This window comes from Sphingobacterium sp. DR205, from assembly GCF_011064245.1.
Classification (GTDB): domain Bacteria; phylum Bacteroidota; class Bacteroidia; order Sphingobacteriales; family Sphingobacteriaceae; genus Sphingobacterium; species Sphingobacterium athyrii.
Genome location: NZ_CP049333.1, coordinates 3,054,871 through 3,075,514 on the forward strand (window position 1 = coordinate 3,054,871; position 20,644 = coordinate 3,075,514).

23 protein-coding genes are annotated in these 20,644 nt (G+C 39.2%); 9 read left to right on the forward strand and 14 right to left on the reverse strand.

The window, feature by feature from the left end; translation table 11 throughout:
• Window positions 1-123 precede the first annotated feature (123 nt).
• From G6053_RS12850 to G6053_RS30755, 3 genes are all read left to right on the forward strand, one after another.
• The gene (locus tag G6053_RS12850) at window positions 124-822 is read left to right on the forward strand and encodes a hypothetical protein (RefSeq protein WP_108631843.1); all 699 of its coding nucleotides are present in this window, start codon (window positions 124-126) and stop codon (window positions 820-822) included.
• A gap of 9 nt (window positions 823-831) precedes the next feature.
• Complete coding sequence (locus G6053_RS12855) at window positions 832-1,494, forward strand: response regulator transcription factor (RefSeq protein ID WP_108631842.1); 663 nt, start codon at window positions 832-834, stop codon at window positions 1,492-1,494.
• A 211-nt stretch (window positions 1,495-1,705) separates the two neighbouring features.
• Complete coding sequence (locus tag G6053_RS30755; RefSeq protein WP_241254991.1) at window positions 1,706-3,724, forward strand: glycoside hydrolase family 43 protein; 2,019 nt, start codon at window positions 1,706-1,708, stop codon at window positions 3,722-3,724.
• A 26-nt stretch (window positions 3,725-3,750) separates the two neighbouring features.
• Here G6053_RS30755 and G6053_RS12865 read toward each other — a convergent pair whose 3' ends face one another.
• Window positions 3,751-4,002: a hypothetical protein gene (locus tag G6053_RS12865; protein ID WP_108631841.1), complete on the reverse strand. Its 252-nt coding sequence runs from the start codon at window positions 4,000-4,002 to the stop codon at window positions 3,751-3,753.
• 152 nt (window positions 4,003-4,154) lie between these two features.
• Between G6053_RS12865 and G6053_RS12870 the strand changes: the two genes are divergently transcribed.
• Window positions 4,155-4,343, forward strand: a complete 189-nt coding sequence (locus G6053_RS12870) for a hypothetical protein (protein ID WP_108631840.1) — start codon at window positions 4,155-4,157, stop codon at window positions 4,341-4,343.
• Window positions 4,344-4,391: 48 nt separating this feature from the next.
• Here G6053_RS12870 and G6053_RS12875 read toward each other — a convergent pair whose 3' ends face one another.
• The 5 genes from G6053_RS12875 to G6053_RS12895 form a co-directional block, all read right to left on the reverse strand.
• The gene (locus G6053_RS12875) at window positions 4,392-6,566 is read right to left on the reverse strand and encodes an ATP-binding protein (RefSeq protein WP_165306682.1); all 2,175 of its coding nucleotides are present in this window, start codon (window positions 6,564-6,566) and stop codon (window positions 4,392-4,394) included.
• Between the two features lie 182 nt (window positions 6,567-6,748).
• The gene (locus G6053_RS12880; protein WP_165306683.1) at window positions 6,749-7,360 is read right to left on the reverse strand and encodes a hypothetical protein; all 612 of its coding nucleotides are present in this window, start codon (window positions 7,358-7,360) and stop codon (window positions 6,749-6,751) included.
• A gap of 71 nt (window positions 7,361-7,431) precedes the next feature.
• Window positions 7,432-8,523, reverse strand: a complete 1,092-nt coding sequence (locus G6053_RS12885; protein WP_165306684.1) for a PAS domain-containing sensor histidine kinase — start codon at window positions 8,521-8,523, stop codon at window positions 7,432-7,434.
• A gap of 135 nt (window positions 8,524-8,658) precedes the next feature.
• The gene (locus tag G6053_RS12890) at window positions 8,659-8,811 is read right to left on the reverse strand and encodes a hypothetical protein (RefSeq protein WP_165306685.1); all 153 of its coding nucleotides are present in this window, start codon (window positions 8,809-8,811) and stop codon (window positions 8,659-8,661) included.
• A gap of 16 nt (window positions 8,812-8,827) precedes the next feature.
• Window positions 8,828-9,583: a Ku protein gene (locus tag G6053_RS12895; RefSeq protein ID WP_108631836.1), complete on the reverse strand. Its 756-nt coding sequence runs from the start codon at window positions 9,581-9,583 to the stop codon at window positions 8,828-8,830.
• A gap of 198 nt (window positions 9,584-9,781) precedes the next feature.
• Between G6053_RS12895 and G6053_RS12900 the strand changes: the two genes are divergently transcribed.
• The gene (locus G6053_RS12900) at window positions 9,782-10,984 is read left to right on the forward strand and encodes an FAD-binding oxidoreductase (protein WP_165306686.1); all 1,203 of its coding nucleotides are present in this window, start codon (window positions 9,782-9,784) and stop codon (window positions 10,982-10,984) included.
• A 4-nt stretch (window positions 10,985-10,988) separates the two neighbouring features.
• Here the strand turns inward: G6053_RS12900 and G6053_RS12905 are convergent, their stop codons facing one another.
• The 4 genes from G6053_RS12905 to G6053_RS12920 all read right to left on the reverse strand — a co-directional run bounded on the left by G6053_RS12905 (window position 10,989) and on the right by G6053_RS12920 (window position 13,609).
• A complete protein-coding gene (locus G6053_RS12905) occupies window positions 10,989-11,954 on the reverse strand; it encodes a DNA topoisomerase IB (protein ID WP_108631834.1) in 966 nt (321 codons plus the stop codon).
• A gap of 134 nt (window positions 11,955-12,088) precedes the next feature.
• Complete coding sequence (locus G6053_RS12910) at window positions 12,089-12,556, reverse strand: PA2169 family four-helix-bundle protein (protein WP_108631833.1); 468 nt, start codon at window positions 12,554-12,556, stop codon at window positions 12,089-12,091.
• Window positions 12,557-12,841: 285 nt separating this feature from the next.
• Entirely contained in the window at window positions 12,842-13,033 is a 192-nt protein-coding gene (locus G6053_RS12915) for a hypothetical protein (protein WP_108631832.1), read from the reverse strand.
• A gap of 75 nt (window positions 13,034-13,108) precedes the next feature.
• Window positions 13,109-13,609, reverse strand: a complete 501-nt coding sequence (locus G6053_RS12920) for an RNA polymerase sigma factor (RefSeq protein WP_108631831.1) — start codon at window positions 13,607-13,609, stop codon at window positions 13,109-13,111.
• Window positions 13,610-14,010: 401 nt separating this feature from the next.
• Here G6053_RS12920 and G6053_RS12925 point away from each other — a divergent pair, with 401 nt between their 5' ends.
• Entirely contained in the window at window positions 14,011-14,256 is a 246-nt protein-coding gene (locus G6053_RS12925; protein ID WP_165306687.1) for a hypothetical protein, read from the forward strand.
• A gap of 66 nt (window positions 14,257-14,322) precedes the next feature.
• Here the strand turns inward: G6053_RS12925 and G6053_RS12930 are convergent, their stop codons facing one another.
• Both G6053_RS12930 and G6053_RS12935 read right to left on the reverse strand, forming a co-directional pair.
• Window positions 14,323-14,568 (reverse strand): Rho termination factor, encoded by a 246-nt coding sequence (locus G6053_RS12930; protein WP_165306688.1) that lies wholly within the window; start codon window positions 14,566-14,568, stop codon window positions 14,323-14,325.
• A gap of 21 nt (window positions 14,569-14,589) precedes the next feature.
• A complete protein-coding gene (locus G6053_RS12935; RefSeq protein ID WP_165306689.1) occupies window positions 14,590-14,937 on the reverse strand; it encodes a hypothetical protein in 348 nt (115 codons plus the stop codon).
• Window positions 14,938-15,120: 183 nt separating this feature from the next.
• Between G6053_RS12935 and G6053_RS12940 the strand changes: the two genes are divergently transcribed.
• The 3 genes from G6053_RS12940 (at window position 15,121) to G6053_RS12950 (ending at window position 16,375) form a co-directional block, all read left to right on the forward strand.
• Window positions 15,121-15,699 carry a hypothetical protein gene (locus G6053_RS12940; RefSeq protein WP_108631827.1) on the forward strand — a complete coding sequence of 193 codons (579 nt, stop codon included), beginning with the start codon at window positions 15,121-15,123 and terminating at the stop codon, window positions 15,697-15,699.
• A gap of 182 nt (window positions 15,700-15,881) precedes the next feature.
• Window positions 15,882-16,151, forward strand: coding sequence for a hypothetical protein (locus G6053_RS12945; protein ID WP_165306690.1), 270 nt, complete (start codon window positions 15,882-15,884; stop codon window positions 16,149-16,151).
• A gap of 38 nt (window positions 16,152-16,189) precedes the next feature.
• A complete protein-coding gene (locus G6053_RS12950) occupies window positions 16,190-16,375 on the forward strand; it encodes a CsbD family protein (RefSeq protein ID WP_104382022.1) in 186 nt (61 codons plus the stop codon).
• Between the two features lie 75 nt (window positions 16,376-16,450).
• Here the strand turns inward: G6053_RS12950 and G6053_RS12955 are convergent, their stop codons facing one another.
• Together G6053_RS12955 and G6053_RS12960 are read right to left on the reverse strand one after the other, a co-directional pair.
• Window positions 16,451-18,265 (reverse strand): glycoside hydrolase family 15 protein, encoded by a 1,815-nt coding sequence (locus G6053_RS12955; protein ID WP_108631825.1) that lies wholly within the window; start codon window positions 18,263-18,265, stop codon window positions 16,451-16,453.
• Complete coding sequence (locus G6053_RS12960; RefSeq protein ID WP_165306691.1) at window positions 18,262-20,448, reverse strand: bifunctional alpha,alpha-trehalose-phosphate synthase (UDP-forming)/trehalose-phosphatase; 2,187 nt, start codon at window positions 20,446-20,448, stop codon at window positions 18,262-18,264. Before G6053_RS12960 ends, G6053_RS12955 begins: the two co-directional genes overlap by 4 nt.
• Window positions 20,449-20,644 lie beyond the last annotated feature (196 nt).

A 20,644-nucleotide genomic window follows, 5' to 3' on the forward strand; every position in this document is an offset into this window, starting at 1 on the left:
TAGTACTACGTATTTATACGCAGTACTATAAACTATACAGGAATCTTTAACGGAGTTATCAGATTTTAAAAACTGTTCAAGCTTGATAATGGTTATTAGTCATATTACGAAAAGCAATATACTATGGGGAACGATGACAAAAATTTATATATAGATCAATCACAGGAAAATGATGGGGGGCAGGATCTAAATCAGATCTGGGGAGGAAGTCAGGAAGATTTTTACAAATCCATAATCCGGAACCAACAGGAAGACTTAGGACGTATAGGGCGTTATTTTAGAGATGAACTCGCGCAGGAATTATATGGAATGCGTATATCATTACAGAATTTTACAAATCGGCATGGTGACTTTGAAGAACTACGTTGTTTGCGTGATTCTCTAACTTCGTTGGTGATTGAATTGCGAAACAAAGCCATTGTGCTTTACAATCCAATTTTGAATGATTTGGGAATTTTTCATGCAATTGATGAGGTCGTGGCCTCGTATAAACAAAAGTTAGGTTTTAATATAGATATTATCCTCGATCCAGATTTAAAGGAACTTCATCATCATATTCAGGTGCATCTTTTTAAATTGCTTACCGCACTATTTGAATATCTGAAAGACGAGATGCCTATTCAGACGATTTCAATATCTGTACAGCTCATTGATTTCGCTGTATTTATAAAAGTATTGCCTTATTTTAAAGCGGATAATATACTACAAAAAACCAGAAGTGCAGATAGCCCAATGCGACTAAAGAAAGTAATGGAGTTATACAGTGCTAAAATTATTAACGATACCATTGAAAAAGGTATGACACTTAAATTAACGATTTAAAAAGACGATATGACAAAAATCCTATTGGTAGAAGACCATATGGTGGTACGTAATGGTATAAAATTGCTTCTGGAGTCCCAAGATAGTTTTGAGGTTGTTGGCGAGGCGTCCAATGGTAAAGAAGCGCTGGATTATCTGGATTCGAACCTAGATCGTCTGCCCGATATTGTATTGACAGATATTAGCATGGAGGAAATGGACGGGATTGCACTTTTACAAGTGTTGCACCAACACCATAAAGATATAAAAGTGGTTATTCTCTCGATGCTGAACCAAATTAATTATGTCATTGAAGCATTTGAATATGGTCTTAGAGGGTATTTGCTAAAAAATGTCGGTTATAACGAGTTACTTTTTGCACTTAATCACATTGCTGCTGGCGGTAGATATATGAGTGAGGAGATTTCAATGTTACTGCTTGAACAGATACGCTCCGGTCAACGCTATGCGCAGCATCCGATGGGAATACGAACTGATTTCGAGATTTCCGAAAGGGAGCTCGAAGTCTTAGGACTTATTGCAGAAGGTTATACCAATATTGAAATTGCAGATAAGATTTTTTTGAGTAAACGTACCGTGGAGGGGCACCGCCAAAATCTAATAGATAAAGCTGGCGTGAAAAATACCGCACATTTGGTCAAGTTTGCCTTCGAGCATGGAATATTAAATTAATTTTCCATGCTCGGTGGTTCTTTTATCGAACAATAGATTTATGTTGGGATAACTGGCAATTACGACAGAAATACTGCGTATAATAGTACATCGGCTAAAAGTAAAAACCGAAAAAAGATACAAATTGATCTTTTATTGATACGATATCGCCTGTGATATAGCAAATATTTTTTCAATTTTAAGCTGTACGCAAATTGTACCGGTGAAACAGATGAAATATATTACATTGCTTTTTATGCTTTACGCCATACTGCCCTTAGGCTACGGGATGGGTAAGGATAGTATTGTCTCCGTTATGCATGATGCTGAAGGAGGGGCGCGGCCACCCAAAAATGGAATTTTTCAGGCTGATCCCACGATATTCCATCATGATGGTTATTACTATTTGTATGGCACGAATGGAGATGGTGATCAACAATTGGGGTTTAAGGTGTACAAGTCAGCAGATTTAAAACATTGGCAGGGGCCAATAGGCGCAAAAGCAGGATTCGCATTAATTCAAGAGGATGTATTTGGAAGCAAGGGATTCTGGGCACCACAGGTGTGGTATGAGCAGGGGAAGTTTTACATGGCATATACTGCCGATGAGAAAATTGCGATTGCTGTCAGCGATTCTCCTATAGGTCCTTTTAAACAAAACGTGCCTAAGACTCTTATGGAGGGCGGAAAGCAGATCGATCCCTATGTATTTAGGGACAACGATGGTAAAAAATATTTGTTCCATGTCAGGTTAACGGAAGGAAACCGCATCTTCGTCGCTGAATTGAAAGATGACTACTCGGGTATTAAGGAAGAAACATTAAAAGAGTGCCTACATGCGGCACTCCCTTGGGAGAATACCGCTGGATCCTCTTGGCCGGTCAGCGAGGGCCCTACGGTTTTACGACAGGGTAAACGTTATTACATGTTTTATTCAGCCAATGATTTTAGAAATAAAGATTATGCGGTAGGTGTAGCTGTTGCTGACAATGTGTTTGGCCCCTGGAAAAAAATAGAAACAAATCCGTTATTAAGCCAAAATAACAGTGGATTTTCGGGTACCGGTCATGGCGATTTATTCCAAAAAGGGAAGCAGTGGTACTATGTCTGTCATATGCATTTTTCTGAACAGCAAGTTGCTCCTCGACGTACGGCGATAGTACCTGTCGATCTTGTCTCAGGGGAAGGGAGTGGGAGGATAACGCCTAAGTTTGACAGTACTAAATTTAGATTACTTGAGATTGTAGATAAATCTGCTTCCTCCATTGATGTCGCTTTCGGCGATCCGTTCATTCTCTATGATAAACCCAGTGATCAATATTATCTGTATGGAACAGGGGGGACGGAAAATGGGTTTATAGCGTACAGTTCAAAAGATCTCATCCAGTGGAAGGAAGTAGGGAAGGTGTATGATGGAAGACAGCCTAAAGGGTGGGGGACAAAAGACTTTTGGGCGCCGGAGGTGTACTTGGTTAATGATAAATACTACATGTATTATAGTGCGCACTGGAAGGAAAACCCCGGGGATAAATTGGAGAACTATCGCATTGGTGTGGCGGTTGCGGATAATCCGGTGGGACCATTTTTAGACCTGACAGGCAAGCCGTTATTTGACCCCGGTTATCCCATTATCGATGCCAATGTTTTTAGGGATACTGACGGCAAAAATTATTTGTTTTACTCCCGTTGTTGCTATGAACATCCCGTGGCTTCTGAAATTGCCGACTGGGCTAAATCTAAATGGGGATATAAAGATATTGAGGAAAGTTGGGTCTATGGCGTTGAATTGGACAGCAGTATGCAGCAGGTCATTGGGCGTCCTGCACTGTTAATACGACCGCCGCTAAAGATGAATGATAAGCAGTCCGAATGGGAAAGTCGTTCCGTATCCTCAGGTGAAATCAACAGAAGATGGACGGAAGGTTCATTTTTATTAAAAGCAAAAGGCCAATATTATATCATGTACTCCGCTAATTATTTTGCGGGCGCAAATTACGCCGTCGGTTATGCTACCTCCACCTCTCCTTTGGGAAGTTACAGCAAATCAGAAACCAATCCGATTATACAAAAAAATACCGATCACGGCGGAGTTATTTCAGGTACGGGGCACAATAGTATTTTTAAAGATCGCAATGGTAAACTGCGTTGTGTTTATCACGGGCGGACAACAAAAACAGGAGATAAGCGGATGGTCTTTATCCGGGATATTCGCTTTAATAAAGATAATCAATTACAAATCGAGTCAGAATGAGGTTGAAAGCTACTCTGAATCCTTGGTTATTTTTCTTTGCATGGTTGCTTTATTTTTTCGTTGCTGTTGTTCTCCGGTGTAGGAGCGCAAGTTAAATCAGCTTTCTTTTGCCGGTGCGTATGACCTAAATCCGGTTCGGTTACTACCATCGGATCGGTATTGTTTGAAACAGGAATACTGCTTTCACTAAACAAACATTTGCGATACCATCTATTACTAAAATAATATGCAATAATCAAACCTTGTTTCACTATCGAATGTTGCAAAATCTTTTCCATTGTTTTTAATGATTGAATGAGCAGGTGTACTTCTATACCTATTGATTTAATAAAAGAACAATCAAAATGGGCAATTGGTTTAAACTAATTCGGTTCAAACTACTTCCCGATGAAAATGGTTCTTCTAACGTTGGACTCGAGATAAAATTGTCATGATCATATTAAACGCTTTAAATATCGCATTCATTGCTCTGATAGCGCAACAGTCGGAACGCACGGAGGCATTAAATACCGGAAATTCGAACGAGTGGTACACAGAACCGGGTATTTGGCTCTTTATCCTTATCTTTATTTTTGTTATGACGCTCGTTATCTACCGAAAATTAGTGAAGAAAAATTAATCTATACCCGTATTTCTATAGTGTTTCTATTGTCAAGACCGTATTGTGTCAATCGTTGAGCATATGATCCGGAAAAGGTGCAACAATAGGAAAATAAAGGTGAACTGTTGTCCCGACACCAACCTTGGATTCGACTTTAATGCTTCCTCCAAGACGCTCCATGACACGCTTGACAAGTGATAAGCCGATCCCCGTTCCGGGAATCCCACCGACATTATCTGCCCGGGTAAACATTTCATAGATATGTGGTAGATGTTCTTCAGGGATGCCTATGCCGTTATCCTTGATGCAATAATAGGTCATATCATCCTTGGTGCTACTCTCAATGTTGATCGTAGGTTTGTCGGACTGAGAAGAATATTTAATGGCGTTTACAATAAGGTTGGTAAATATCTGATAAACAGCGCTTTTTTCTCCCCATATTGGTAGCAATTGCCCAAAATGGGGCTTACAGTCTGCTGCATCATACAATGTTTTATTTTCCTGAAAGATACGTTGTAGTGTGTAAGCCATAGGAAGCGGCTCTTTGTCCAGAACGCTTGCCCGATGTTGACTTAATTGTACCATATTGTTGATGATATCCTCAATATTGGCCACACTTCTGCTGAAATTCTGATACCATTTGTTGGTTTTGGAAAGATCAATATTGTCGGAATGCTGTTGTAGAAATTGAATACCCATTTTTAGAATTGACAAGGGATTTTTCAGGTCATGGGATAGCGTATAGGTAAACATTTCCAATTCATTGTTCAGACTTAGAAGTTCTTCATTAAGTAATTGTCTTTCTTTAAGTTTTCTAAATATGGATTCTTTAATAATCTGATTGAGACGCAAGACAAAATTGATTTCTGCATCGTTCCAAGGTTTGGCGACATCATAACGAACATCTTCCCAAATTTTTAGTTTCCCGGGTTCTTTAGAAGCTTTTTCGACCTGTCCAATTTGCATCACACGACTTTGACTTGCTTTTCTGAACCATACAAGATAATAATCATTTTCGAGGCCAACTTTGAGATACATCAGTCCTGCAAAATTTAATTTTTCTTTGAAATGATGCTGGTGATTTAATCTAAAGTTGTAATCCTTAAACAATGCTTTATCACTATGTTGTTGGAGAAATTGAATGATTTCATAAAACAGTGATTTATGCGGTGTATGGCGGTGGTTGAAGACATCGCCCTGATTAAAAATGGAAAGACCATCTGCGTTGACCAGTTGGGTGAGCGTATCTATGTGCTGGACTAATGCGCAGTTAACCATTTTGTTCTCGGACAGACTTTTTTTAAGCTCTTTTTCTGCCGAATTAAGAAGTTCTGTTCTTTCGAGCAGATTTTGTTTTACGTGGCTTTCATACTTATTGGTTGCAGCCTGGATGGCAAAAGTACACAGTTTCCGTTGTTGCAGATCCACCTCTTTTTCATGGGCATCTTGAGCCACCACAAGTCCCCAGAATTCATTATCTATACAAATACGGAAAAACAATGCGCTCTGGACGTTGATCTTTTCGAGAAAAAGATGATGCAGTTGAGGAAGCGGGCGCAAAAGGCTGGAGAGTGTGTCTATGCTATCTTCCATATACACAAAATGCTGATCAACTTTTTTGATGTTGGGAACATAACGATACGAATAGCTGCTGTAATATTCCATCGCTTCTTGGGGCATGAAATCTCTGGAAAACTCTTTTCCCTTGAAATAAGGTTTACCTTCAGCGGTATGTTCGGCGATCACCTCACTATATCCGGTTTCCTGAATCTGAAGGACAAAAACACGATCGTAATTTAGTAATCTATTGATTGCTAAGCAAACCCTATCCCAGTTATTAGGTTGGATTGTGTCGAGTAAAAAGTTAAATTCGTTTATTTTTTTTGCAGAAATATATTTTTTATGTTGTCGTTCCCATTCAATATAAAAGTGACCTTGGTATAGTTTGATTTTGAAATAGATACGTTCCTGGAATACCTTTATGGGCAGGATATGACGTGACTGACTATTTTCACGCAATTCACTCAGCACATTTGCGATCTTTTGGATAGCATCACCAAAAGCCTTGGCAAAACTTTCGAAAAAATTCGTGCGTAATAGAACGTCAGTAGGCAGATTGGCTTTTTCAGCTGCGAATTCGCTCAGAGCTACAATAGTATATTGTTCATCCAAAACAACAAGACTGCCAAAATGCTGAAGTTTGATCGCATTTTGATTGTTAGATTGAAAATCAGTGTTCATAGTAACCCAAAAACTCCTTAAGATATATGCCTAAATATACGAAAAAAATTGATACAAGTGGATTGTCTATTGGTGATTAATAGGATATTTTTATTTGTTAAATTTCTTTATTTGAATTTATTTTCTTAAAAAAATAATTATATTATTTTGTTTGCTTGTTCATCGTTGCTCCAATTTATAGTCTATTCAGGACGTATTCGATCTGCAAGACCTTTAACGAGGAGTTTCCATTGCGGATAAGAGGCCCCAATTTTCGCCGCGAACCCAATAATTAAGTTCCTGATATTGTCACCTAGGCTATGATTTTCCACGTTAATGATTTCATTACGCCCAGCATATTGAATTAATATGCTGTTGCGTCGTTGTTCTACAAGGAAGGTAGAAGAGGAGATCCCTTCAAAAAAATGGGCGGTATCTTTGTTATCGGGATGTTTTGGATCAGGACAGGGTTTTAGGGTCAAAGCAAGTAACTTATATTCACTCGTTACATCTTGGGTAATATTGACTACATTTACCCAGTCATAGCCCTCACTGCTAGGCAGGCCGGGGCCGGGAATATTCAGTCTAATGTAGTCATGTAGCGCCAGCGGACGGTCTATCGGAAAACCGTTGCTGTCGGTCAACTGAAAAGTCGTGGCGGGGATTTTTGCAAGGTCATACCAGTAATTGACATCCAAGAGATAAGCGCATACAGTCTCAAAGGCCAAGTCGGCCATTGCAGCACTCTCAAAATCAACTGACTCAAAGCAATCAAGCTTCTTTCCTTCTTTCTGTTCAGGAATAATATTTTTCATGCCTTTTTAATTAAGAACAGTGTTCGGTCTATTATGGTTTGAATGAAAATAGTGAATCACTGATGGGTAGGCTAAGGATAGGGAAAAAATAAACGGACAATGGTGCCTTTCTTTAATTGGCTTGAAAGGTTGATGGAACCGCCCAATCTTTCGATCAATTGCTTTACCAAAGATAAACCAATGCCTGAGCCGGCCATATGCGTGCTGTTACTCGCGCGTTCATGGGCAAGAAATACCCGGCTTAGTTCATCTTCGGGGATACCAATCCCATTGTCCTCCAGAAAATACACGATCCCCTTATCTGTCTGTTCGCTGTAAATGTGTAAGTAATCAAGTGAGGATTTCTTGGCATATTTTACGGCATTTGCAATCAAATTCATAAAGATCTGATAGACCATGGTGCGATTGGCATGTAAAGGATAGAGATGACCTAAGCGAAATGACAGGGTCAATTGCGGATAGAGTAGTTTTACTTCGGACAGGCAATTATGTATCGTTCGATCCATGGCAATATGCTCTGCAAGATGCGTATCTGTACGTGCTTTACTGACCTGTAGGGTTTGATTTATAATGGCCTCAATATTTTGAATTGAATTTGCAATATTGTTATTCCATTGTTGGCTCCTCTCGGGGTCTATATCCGGATTTCGCATCAAGAAATCATTGCCCATCTTCAGGACGGCTAAGGGATTTTTTAGATCATGTGATAAGGTATTGGCCAGTAAATCCAATTGGTGGCTAAATGAGATTTCTTCCTCTTGTTTTTTTATCTGATTATAGACCAGCTTGCGTGCGGTGACGTCATGCGCCGTATGCAAAATAGCATAAGTATTCCCAGCTTCGTCCACAAGTGCTTTATATTCAAAATCGAAGTAACGGGTCGTTTTTGTACTACCATCGATAATATCTGCGGGTGTATCCGTTGCCTGATAGGTAATCCCTGTATTCCATACTTTTTTGAGAATCGAAGAAAAGCCTTCCTGCTTGAAACCCGGAAAACAGGTGCAGAATGTCTTGCCCAGAATCGTGCGATCTGTACACCACATATCCAACATGGCCTGGTTTGCATAGGCAATATGAAGATAAGGGCTATTGTAAACCGCGGTGGCAAGAGGTGAGTGATCAAGAACAGCTAATATGGAAACTTGTTCGTTAACTATCATATCAATGTGTGTAGCAATTAATTGGTGGAAATAGCTCCGGTATGCTAAAATAAAATAATTTTACTGAATGTATATTTTCCAGTTCCATTTGTTGCAGACAAAACATTTTTTACCTGACAAAACTGAACAAAAATACTATTTAGTACGTTTAAAATATTGTATCTCCCGTTCATGTTTCTTAGCGGCTTCCAGACTGTCAAAAGTGCCCAGGTTTTTTCGCTTGTTGGTCTCTTTATCTGGATGCTTAGCGTAAATTCGGTATTTTCCTGATTTGAGTTTACGTATCATTGAATAAATTTTTTAGTTAACCTAAACTTGCTCTTAGTTTGGCGATCAGGTCATTGGCCTTTGTATTTTCAACCTTTATTTTTCTTATTGTAGGCCGCTTACCTTTATCTTTTTGTTTGATAATCTTTAACAGCTCCTCACTATATTCATTTTTATAGTTGCTTAGATCAAAAGCCTGACTATGCTGTTGAATAAGTTGCGTGGCCATATCCATTTCTACTTTTTGTATTTTGACTTCAGCAGGCAGCTTCAGTTCATCAAGGCTTCTTATTTCCTGTTGATAACGGATTTTGTTCAAAACCAAAACATTTTGATAGGGTTTTATGATGGCAAGGTGCTCTACATTACGCATGACAAAAGCGCCAAGTCCGGCTGTTTTTGTTTTATCCAGAGCTTTTAATAACAGTTGATACGCTTTTTCACCACCTTTTTGGGGTTCAAGATAGTAGGGTGTCTCAAAATAGATGCTGTCGATATCTGCCAATTTGACGAATGCATGTAAATTGACGAGTTTTGATTTTTCCGGACTGGCATCTTCAAAATCAGCATCTTCCAATACCACATAATGATCTTTCATAAAATATCCCTTGACAATATTATCCCATTTCACCTCTTTGCCCGTTTGTTCATTGATGCGTTTGAATTTAATATTGGCTAAATCTTTCCGATCTAGCATATCGAGATCAAGGCTGCTGCTTTCTGTTGCGCTATATAGTTTTATCGGGATGTTTACCAAACCAAATCCGATTGCTCCTGTCCAAATGGCTCGCATAGTATGTTATTTTTATCGCTATCTGATAGCCAGATTGCTTAATTACGATTATTCTCAAGAGATAACCGCTACTAAGTTGAAATAGTTTGGGCTATCCTAAAAAAATAGTGCGTTTGTTTTTTCCCTTTCCACGCCCGACGAAGTAATTCAAACTTTTCTTTCTGAAATTGGTTATATGGGCATTGCTTATCTCACAATATGGATTTAAAATCAAACGAACCTTTCTGGTTAATAAAAAATGGACTCCTGGCAACTTATCCCGCCTTGCGTGAGGACAAGGTCTGCGACGTTTTAATTGTTGGCGGCGGAATCACCGGCGCGCTGATTGCTCACCAGTGTATATCAATGGGAAAGAAATGCGTGCTGATTGACAAGCGGGAAATCGTTAATGGGAGTTCGGCGGCGACAACATCTATGTTGCAATACGAGATCGACACCCCGCTCTATCAATTAATGGAATTAATAGGCGAGGAAGGTGCCATAGCCAGTTATGAAGCTTGTAGTAAAGCAATAGACAATATCGGATTGCTTTCACGCAAGATCGGATCCAAAGCTGGTTTTCGGACAAAGGATTCATTATATTATGCTTCGCGCAAAAAGGATATTACTTGGCTAAAACAAGAATTTGATGCCCGGAAAGCTGCTGGGTTTAAAGTTAAATGGCTTGACGAGGATGAAATCAAAACCAGATACCATCTCGACAAAGCCTACGGCGGAATACTCTCCGAACAAGGGGCTAGTATAGATGCCTTTTGTTTTGCGCACGAACTGCTGACCCACAATGTCAGGCATGGATTGGAAGTTTTTGACAAGACAGCGCTTATTTCTGTAAAAAGCAATCTGCGCAGCCATACGGCAGAGGTATCTACAGGTGCAACGATCCGCGCAAAAAAAATAATTTATTGTATCGGTTATGAGACAGTAGGGGTAATCCCAGAAAAATTTGTGGACTTACTCAGCACTTTTGCCATCGTATCTGAAGTGAATCCGTCTCTTTATCAGCGATATAAAGACTTATTGATCTGGAATACTTCCGATCCTTATCTTTACATGCGGACGACCGATGATGGTCGATTTTTGATCGGTGGCGAAGATGAGGAATTTCGTAACCCGCAAAAGCGTGATGCATTGATCGCTAAAAAGACCGATAAGTTGGAAAGATCTTTTCACAAAATTTTCAATAGGCCTTTTTTCACAGATTTTAGCTGGGCCGGAACCTTTGGCGTGACCAAAGACGGTTTACCCTATATCGGTGAACATAAGCTATTTAAAAACACCTATTTCGTTTGTGGCTTTGGGGGCAATGGAATTACATTTTCGGTCACTGCAATGGAAATGGTCGCCCATTGGTTGGAAAATAAGAAACATCCCCTGTCCGAGTGGTTCAGGTTTGGACGCTAAGGGTTTAGCTATATTTTAACAGAAAGCGAAATAGTTTATATTCGAGCTTACTCCCTGTCAATTTTTCTTTGATGAAAGGGAATTTTCCTTCCATATATACCTGTTGTATAACCGGATGGATATAATAATTTTGTGATACAGTTTTGGTATTGCCCAATTGTTTGGCGACCGTCTTTATTACCTCATTTAGTTGTTTTTTTCGCGTGTTTAGATCATCTCCCTGTTTTGATCGGGATAATAGATCGAACGCTTCTCTGCTGGCTCCCCAGATACGGATATCTTTACAGGTGATCTGTCCTGGACAATGATTACGCAGATAGGCATTAAAAGTGCGTCCGCAAAAATTGCTTTTGCCTATTTTTTTATCGAGCTGAAATAGGTTTTTTCCTTTTAGCTGGAGCAGCTCGCCAAGTAATTTTGCCTGTAGTTTGTCTCGCCAGGTCTTTTCCTGGAAAACACCTTTTTTTCCTTTGTAAGCGAATGTGATGGTATTGTCCGTTATCTTGACATGCCGTTTTTCAAGGGTGCTGAGACCATACGACTTGTTTTCCAGTGTATAACGCTTATTGCCAATTCGTATAAGCGTACTATCCATTATTTTAAAAGCAATTGCACATAATTTTTCCATCGTCCAGTCCCTATGTTTCAAATGTCGGGAGCTTATTTTTCTAAGATCCTGAAGGTACTGACCCATATAGAGCACATGTCTAAATTTATCGGTTTGTTTTTGATGGACAAATTTTGGATGATAGATATATTGTTTGCGGTCCTTCTGGTCAAAACCATAGGCCTGGAGATCATTTCTTGCACTCTTTGCAATCCAGACATCTTTCCAATTTGGCGGAATGACCAAATGATGTATCCTTTCCAATATCTTTGGATCCGTAATTTCTTGGCCTGAGTTATCAAAATATTTAAAGGTTTTTCTAATCTTTCGCCTTGTATAGCCTTGTTTATTTTTGATCTTCATATAGACGCTTTATTGAGATAACAATTATTGAACTTATGCCGTTGAATAATAATATGCCGTTGAATAATAAAAAGATCCTCATTATCGACAAATAAGGTAAGGATCTCTTTATGGTTAATTTGGACGATAGGTGATTATAATCCTTTATCCCTTAGTGTTTTGATGTATTCGTGTGCTTCCAATTGTATGGCCAGCTGTTTTTCGATCAGCAGGAGGAGGTCGTGCGTGATTTCCCAATCTTGATTGTCAACAACATCTTTATAGGTCTTTGTAAAAGCATCTTCCCCCTGTTCACAACTTGAAAGCAGACTTTTTTGGTCATTGCCAGAGACGGCAGATTTAATGTCCATCCATATTCTGAAAAGCTTACCGCTGATCATTGTACCATCGGTAGCTGCTTTGGCGTGCTGTTCCAGATAAGGCTTAAGCTCTTCAATAAATAGTTCGGATTGATTCATATAATCAACGAAAATAGGGTTTAAGGTGTCGATATGAAGACGGTCGGCAATCTCAATTGCTTTCTTATACCCGGCGATGCGATCATTGTTGATCTGTATGAGATCATTGATCAATGTGCTATCATTTATTGTTATCGTTTCCATTTATTTTAGCGTTTTAAGATATCTGATTTAATTTCAATCTAAGAACTTATGCCGGAGCTGTTCCGTTGAAAAAAATAGCAGTATGCGTATTTTTACCCTTTGGTAACTTCCAGGATGCCTTTAAAAAAAGATACACCCTGCAATGCTGCTCGAAGGTAAAATTGTCTGGCAAAACAGAAGAGAATAGAAGTCCGCTTGTCATGACTCGTTGATTTATCGAAACATTCAGCTAAAAAGAGACCGCATTATTCAGATAAAGCGGTCTCTTTTTAGCTGATGCAGATCTTATTTTGTTTTACCTGAGTAGGAAGGTTTCTTTTCCTCTTCCAGGTTGCTCTTGGTTTGTTTTTTGTTTATAGAGCTGGCCGCCTCTGGTTGAACGATCGTTTTGTTATTTCCTTTGCCTATAGGACCGCCACAAATAATCAGCAAAATCGGTAAATACTGCTGATTGAATGCCGTTTTTTTAGATTTCATATAGCTGTTTTTTAATGTATTGTCAAATTAATGTGAAAAACTCTACTATGTTAACATTCAAAAGAACTTTTGGTTTTATTGGATTCGATATACTTTTAACTGTTTTTGCAGTTTCTTGCGAGTCATATGAATTCTCGTCTTTATGGTTCCTTCCGGCATCCCAAAATAAGACGCGATTTCATGATATTTGTAACCCTCCAAAAATAACTGGAAGATCTGATAGTTGTCTTCGGAAAGACCGCACATGGCCTTCTCAATATCATCCGATACGAATTTATTCTCACCTTTATTCGCTTCTGTCGTATTGTATGCTTCCAAACCTATATAGGTCTCATGGATATCACTGGTTCTTTTGGCTTTGCGATATTGGTTAATATAGACATTCTTCATAATAACATACAGCCACGACATTAATTTGGGATGCTTAATAAAGTCATCGATCGACTTCAATGCACGAATAAGTGTTTCTTGAATCAAATCCTCCTTTTCGTCAGGATCAGTAGTAAATTTTCCTGCGAAATGTTTTAATAGACTTCTTTTTTCTTCGAATAGCAAGTTTAAATTGGAATTGTTCATGATATCTATCGTTTATTTAAATTGATTGATTTCCGAACATATCGGTGCAATTAGAGTGCTAATTTTTGCCAAAATTGGAATGTATACCCTTGTTTAAACAGCTAAATGCGGAAAATACGTATACCGGAAATTTTATACATTGTAGCTTATCAGCTACAAAAAAAGACGGTTTATTCAAAAAATAGTATACCAATAAAATAGATTTACGCTCTTTTTGTGGCCCCTCAAACGGGTATTTATTTCCTTAATAAATGTTTTAATTACGGATATAGGTCACTGTTATTTAATACCCCATACTGTCCAGGTTTTGGGGCAACCCGGACAGTTTTTCAATTTTATTGAACTAAAGTTTAATGAAGGGGGTTCCTTTATTAAGAATCAGCACATAAAATAAATTACATATGAAAGAGGTAAAAAAATTAATGGTTATTATTGGAATCGGGCTACTATGTAGCACAACATTGTTTTCCTGTAAAAATTCTCCGAGAGATAATACGGAGGGAAGTGAACAATCAGATAATATAACTCCAAATAATGCCGATGAAACAAGGTATAACTTAAGTGAGCAACAGAAGATGAGTATGCAGAAAGATACAACCTTACTGGACTCTGCTCAAAAGGATAGTTCAATGCATGTCAAACATTAAGTTTTGCCATCGGCGACTCAACAGAACCCACTAATAAAAAACTCCCGTTACGTAGGGAGTTTTTTATTAGGCGCGAATCGCTTTGATCAGGCTCTCCTTAGTCATTTTATGACGGCCTTTTATTCCGATTTTCTTGGCTTCCGCAAGTAATTCTGTTTTACTTCTTTCATCCAGCGCTGTGCTTTTTCCGCCTTTTTTTCCCGAGTCGGGCGTATTGGCTATGCGGGCAGATTTTTCTTTACTGTAACCTTCACGGCGCAAAGCTTCATATTTCGCGTCATCTTTGATCTGTTTACCATGATTTTTAGACATAACGTTTCTTCTAGTTTTTGATTATAAGCCTTTTTCCTCGACGTCCTCCTCCTGATCTGAATCGAGAGGATAGATATCCTCCTCTTTATGATCCGGCTTCTCTGGATGTTTTTCGTGGTCCGGATCTATGTGGTCCAGATCATCTCTGTCGCGTTGTTCTTCCTCTGTGGGATCCGGGCCTTCCGCGTTTTCCGGATAGTATTTGTCAGGTGTCACCTCTTCCAGGTCAGGAACTCTAGGAGGTCTACGGACTGGTATGCCTTTATCTGTGCCCGGATTATTACCGATAGGGTCTATCTCGTTCAAAAGCAAGAAAGCATCTTCGAACTTTAATGGCATACCACTACGAAAATGAATTGTTGTTCTCATATTTCTATTTCCTTTTTTAAAAAGAACAATTATCGGATTCGAATGGTTGTGTTTATGTGAAATAGGTTTGTTATTATATGGATAAGATTGTTTCTACATCAAAAATGAAATTAATAATAAATACAAAACTTTTCAATCATGCATCTTGTTATTAAATTAAAGTAATTTATTAAAAAAGATACTATGAGAAAATTTGCACTACTTTTATTCGTTACAGGCGGCATTTGTTTACAGGCAAATGCACAGAAGATTGAAACCACACCGCAGATGGCATCAGAAGTCGGTATTGAGCCTATTCGTCAGGGCAATTGGATGGTAGGTGGTTCAATCGGAAGTCTGGGCTATAGTTTTGAAGGAAAATCATTTAATGCTGCACTCCAGCCACGTGCTGGTTATTTTGTATCTGACGGGCTGGCAATAGGTGCTCAGGCAAACCTAGGATTACATACAAAAAAGGACGAAGATAACGAATGGACCTATGGTATAGCGCCATTTGTACGTTATTATTTTCCAAACGCTGGATCGTCTACAGGCCGTTTTTTCGGACAAGGTGATATTGGTATTTCCGGAAGTTCCATCGGCAAAAGTGCTTCTTTGGCCGTAGGAGCAAATGTTGGGTATGCCCATTTTATCACACGAACGGTGGCTTTGGAAGCAACGTTCGGCTATAACTATAGCAAAGCCAGTATCAATACCGGCAGTGGTGCCAGCGGTCTTGGGGTAGGCGTGGGCTTCCAGATCTATTTACCGGGAAAAAGATAAAATCAATAGAACTAGCAATCTTAACAGTACGTTTCCACCCCAGTTGGGGTGGAAACTTTTTTTGTAAGTATAAATACCTGTCTTCGGCATAAAAACACTTGTTCTGCCAGTAGCCAGTCAAACTTTGAAACATTTAATCGCTGACTACTGTTCTATATACAGATCAGAAAGGATAAAAAACAATGGCTAGAACAAAAGATATCGGATTGGTCCTTAAGGATCGAATGGGGAAATGGTCTTCGTATACTATTCCTTTGCTAAAAGAGTGTCATCTAAAAGATAAGATTGTCAGGAGCAATGAACTTGAAGGTATATTCGTTATCGGGAATATTGCGACAGGTCTGTATATATTTTCACTCTATAAGAATCGTTTTATTGATTTAATGGGAAAGAGTATTGGGATGGATGAAATTTGTGATCATTTCAATGAATATAAAGAAAACTTAATATAAATATATATCAATTCATTTTTGAACTAAAAAAGAGTATTATGAGTAATTTAACATGGAAAGGACGTTGGAACGAGTTAAAAGGTAAAGTAAAGCAACAATATGCTGATTTGACCGACGATGATTTGTTATATGCAGAGGGCAAGGAAGATGAGTTGTTAGGTAAGTTGCAGCAGAAAACCGGAAAGACAAAAGAGGAAGTGGAAGATTGGTTAGATAAAATGTAAGCGTTTGGTTTTACGTTTTAAACTTACATATGAGAAGAAATGCGGTCAATTAGTTATTGGCCGCATTTTTGTTTTTTATAATGAGAAGATTGGTTTGTCTAATTTAATGGCGAGTCGATACACCGCATTCATTAAGCCTACATGACTATAGGCCTGTGGAAAATTACCCCATTGGCTGCCATTATTTTCAGTGACATCTTCGCTAAACAGTCCCAGATGATTACTATAAGTAAGCAATTTTTCCAGAATTTCTTTTGCTTCTTCGACTCTTCCCACGCAAGCTAGCGCTTCTACATACCAAAATGCGCAAACTAAAAAAGTAGACTTGGGTTTACCGAAATCATCTTGGTGTTTGTAACGGTAAAAGAGTCCATTTTCCCCTTTAAGTTCTTTCTCCAGCGCTTCAAGATGTTGCCGTGCGCGTGTGGATTTAGGATTTAAGTAGTCCATGACAATTAATTGCAGGGTACTGGCATCTAAATTTTTGCTATCCAAGGCATTTTGGTAGACCTTTCTTTCTTCGTCATAACAAGCCTCGATATATGCGGCCGCTTTTTCGAGGAGTACAGTTGCGCGCTGTTCCATATCCTGATAGCCGTTTTGACGGGCAATAAGTAGCGCCGCTTTACAGCCTACCCATTGGAAAAGATTGGAATAACAATGATGGTTGGCAAAATTTCGGAACTCCCATATTCCGGCGTCTTTCTCATCTATGGTTGCCTCAATTTTTTCCAGAATAAAATTTACCCAACCCAATACATTTTTGTTCTCGTGGATTTTAAAGCGTTGATCTGTAAATAAGGGGAGTAGGGCAATCATGGCTTGGCCATATACATCGTTTTGGATATGTTCAAACGCTTGATTGCCAATACGGACCGGACCACTGTCTTGATAGCCATCTAAATAGGGAAGGATGTGTTCGGTGAGTTCCGAATTTCCGAGTATACCATATAAGGGTTGCAGCCTTCCTGGGTTATGATGCGTAATGCCGGCGATATAATTCGCAAAGCTTTCCATTTCTTCAAATTGACCAATATGTGTCAATGCGGTCAAGACATAATAGCTGTCGCGTACCCAACAGTAGCGATAGTCCCAATTTCTTCCGGAGCCTGGAAATTCGGGGAGACTCGTGGTCGAAGCGGCGATAATTGCACCCGTATCTTCATATTGGTGCAATTTGAGCACCAATGCCGAACGGATCACTTCTTTTTGGTAGATATTTGGAATACTGCAATGTTTTATCCAGCGTTGCCAGTACCCCAATGTTTTTTGAAGGAAATCCTCACAGGTACCTGCAATGGCAGATTCGAAAGCCGCATCATAGGTCAATATAAGATATTTGTTTTCATTAATAATCGTCCAATTGTCATCCTGAAAAAAATGGGAGATGGGCACGTCTGTCGTCAAGCGTATCCGTTCGCCAATTTCAGCGCTACTGTACAGAATATGATTGCTTCCCCGCGTAGGTTTTAAGGTATTCCGACCGTAGTTTCCAGTCGGCTGGCATTGGATATTGACGCTTGGGGCGCCTCTTAGCGGTTCTATTTTGCGGATTAACATCAAAGGTTTAAAATAGCGTCCGAATTGTTCAAACCGCGGCGCAAAATCCGTAATGCGATAAGCAAAGGATTCGGTATGGACTTCCGTGCAGAGTATATTGGAGTTTTTGATATAATATTGTTTGGTTTCAACAATATCCTCTTCTGGCTTTATGATAAAACGCCCTCCCTGACTTTTATCCAATAGACCGCCAAATATAAAACTATCTTCGAAGGACGGCCAACATAACCAAGATATGTTACTGTCGATGCCTACATGAGCAATATAGGAACAATTGCCGATGATACCGGTTTGATAAATATGTCTGTCTACTGTTGTATTTTCCTTCATTGTTTTATAATAAGTTGATTTAAAAATTGAAGTACATCTTCCTGTTGATCTAAATAATATTTTGCTGCGGATTTATTACTGCCCACTTTGATACTGATAGTTGATTGTGGTAAATACTTAAAAAGATCTTCATCGGTGATATCGTCTCCGATTGCCAAGAGGAAATCAGCTTTGATATGACCGGCAATTTCTAATGCCGCCTTTCCTTTGTTGACCTCGGTATTTTTTACTTCAATAACGGCATTTCCATCGAGAAGCTGCAGCCCATAGTCATTCAACATCGGATTTAAAATTTCTTTCAATTCTGCTGCTTTAAGTTCTCCGAGTCCAAGTTCCACTTTACGATAATGCCATGCCAGGGAATACGGTTTGGCTTCTATATAGGCGCCTGGAGTCTGATCGGCGAGTTTCTCCATGATTTTTTTGACTTCCGGCATCCAGTGGAGGGCTAGTCCTTTTTTATAAGCCCAGTTGAAATTTGGAAAATTGGACCAGATTCCATGTTCCGCAACCAAATAATAGGAACGCCCATCGAACCAAGTGGAAAGACTTTCCTGTGCACGACCGCTGATGATGACGAGCGTATTGAGCGGATCAGCGATTATACTATCCAGCAAATTGTATAGGAGGACGGTAGGACTTGCCTTCTGAGCATGATTTTGAAATTTGACGAGCGTACCGTCGTAATCTAAAAAAAACAGCCTGTTGTGGCTTTTTCGGTAACGTTCGGCAATACTGCTAAATACCTTGTCGGAAATTCGTCGTGCCCATTCATCACGTTGTATCGCTTTTGTTTCCGCCAAGCGGCTGATAAACAAACGGACCCAGTGCTGCACATTAAATTTCTGTATAATTTGACGGTTGGCTTCTGAGCGCTCGTGAATCTCCTCGGGGGACATTATAAGTGCCTGATAGATGCTGTCGGCAGTTTCCGTCCGATTATAAGGGTTGACGATGAGTGCATCGACCAACTCCTTTGAAGCACCCGCAAATTCACTGAGGATCAATACCCCGTTGCTACGGGTGTTGCTGGCAATATATTCCTTACTCACGAGATTCATGCCATCCCTCGTCGAGGTAACCATACAAATGTCTGATGCCAGATATAGACCTATAAGTTCTTCAAATGGAAGAGATTTATAAAAATAAAGTACCGGAGTCCAGCTTAGATTACCATATATGGAGTTTATCTCACTTACTTTTCGATTGATTTCATCTTTTAGTTTCTTATACTGTGATACTTTATCTCTGGAAGGAACAATAAGCATATACAATACAACTTTTGAATGTGATTCCGGATATTTTTCCAGGAAAGTGAGAAAAGCACGTAATCTTTCTAATATTCCCTTACTATAATCCAGCCGATCTACAGATATGATTATTTTCTGATCGGGAAAATGACTGCGAAATTGCGTCGCGATGGCATTTACCTCCGGAAGGGAGCTGGCATGGACAAACTTATCGTAGTCAATCCCCATTGGAAAAGATTCGATGAATATATGCCTGTCTTTGTGTTTGAGCTGATTGTGACCACAGGGCACATTTAATATTTTCTTGCAGGAGTTCAGAAAGTTTTGACTATCTGCAAATGTATGAAAGCCAACGAGATCAGCTCCCAAGAGGCCCTCAATCAGTTCCTTCCGTTGTGGGATATTCATAAAAAGCTCTTCTGAAGGAAAAGGTATATGATGGAAATAGCCAATATTGAGTTCCTTGTTCTCCTGACGTAAAAGTTGCGGGAGCAGCATAAGCTGGTAATCCTGTACCCAAATAAAATCTGGAGATTGCGGTATGGATAGTGCCGTTTCGCAAAATTTTTTATTGACCGCTACATAAGTGGACCAGTATTCCCGATCAAAGTGTATATAACTCGGCTGGTAGTGGCAGATCGGCCAGAGGACCTCATTGGAGTAACCCTCATAAAAATTTCGGATTTCTTCTTTTGAAAGGAAAACTGGTAGCAGGTTCATCGGTTTGAGCAATTCGGTGATTTTCTCCTTTTCAGCATCATCCTTGGGAACTATTCCCGGCCAGCCTACCCAGAGGATTTCGCTGGAATCAAATGCAGAATTCAAGCCGGTGGCCAAACCGCCAGTACTTGGTTTGATGATGAGTTTGTCTTTTTTTCGTTCTATTTGTATCGGCAGCCTATTTGAAATTATTATTTTCTTTTTATTCTTCATAAAAGTATTAGATCGATTTATTTGCAGTGTAGAAGAGTTATAATAAATATAACGATGGGTACCTAATCTAGTTATATGAACAAGCCATGGCCGGAAATAGTTTAGAATAATTCAAATAATCGCGATTTTAATTTTATACGTTGATGTGGAATGAGAAATTTATGCAGCGCAGATCTTGACCTGTTTTGATCTTTCA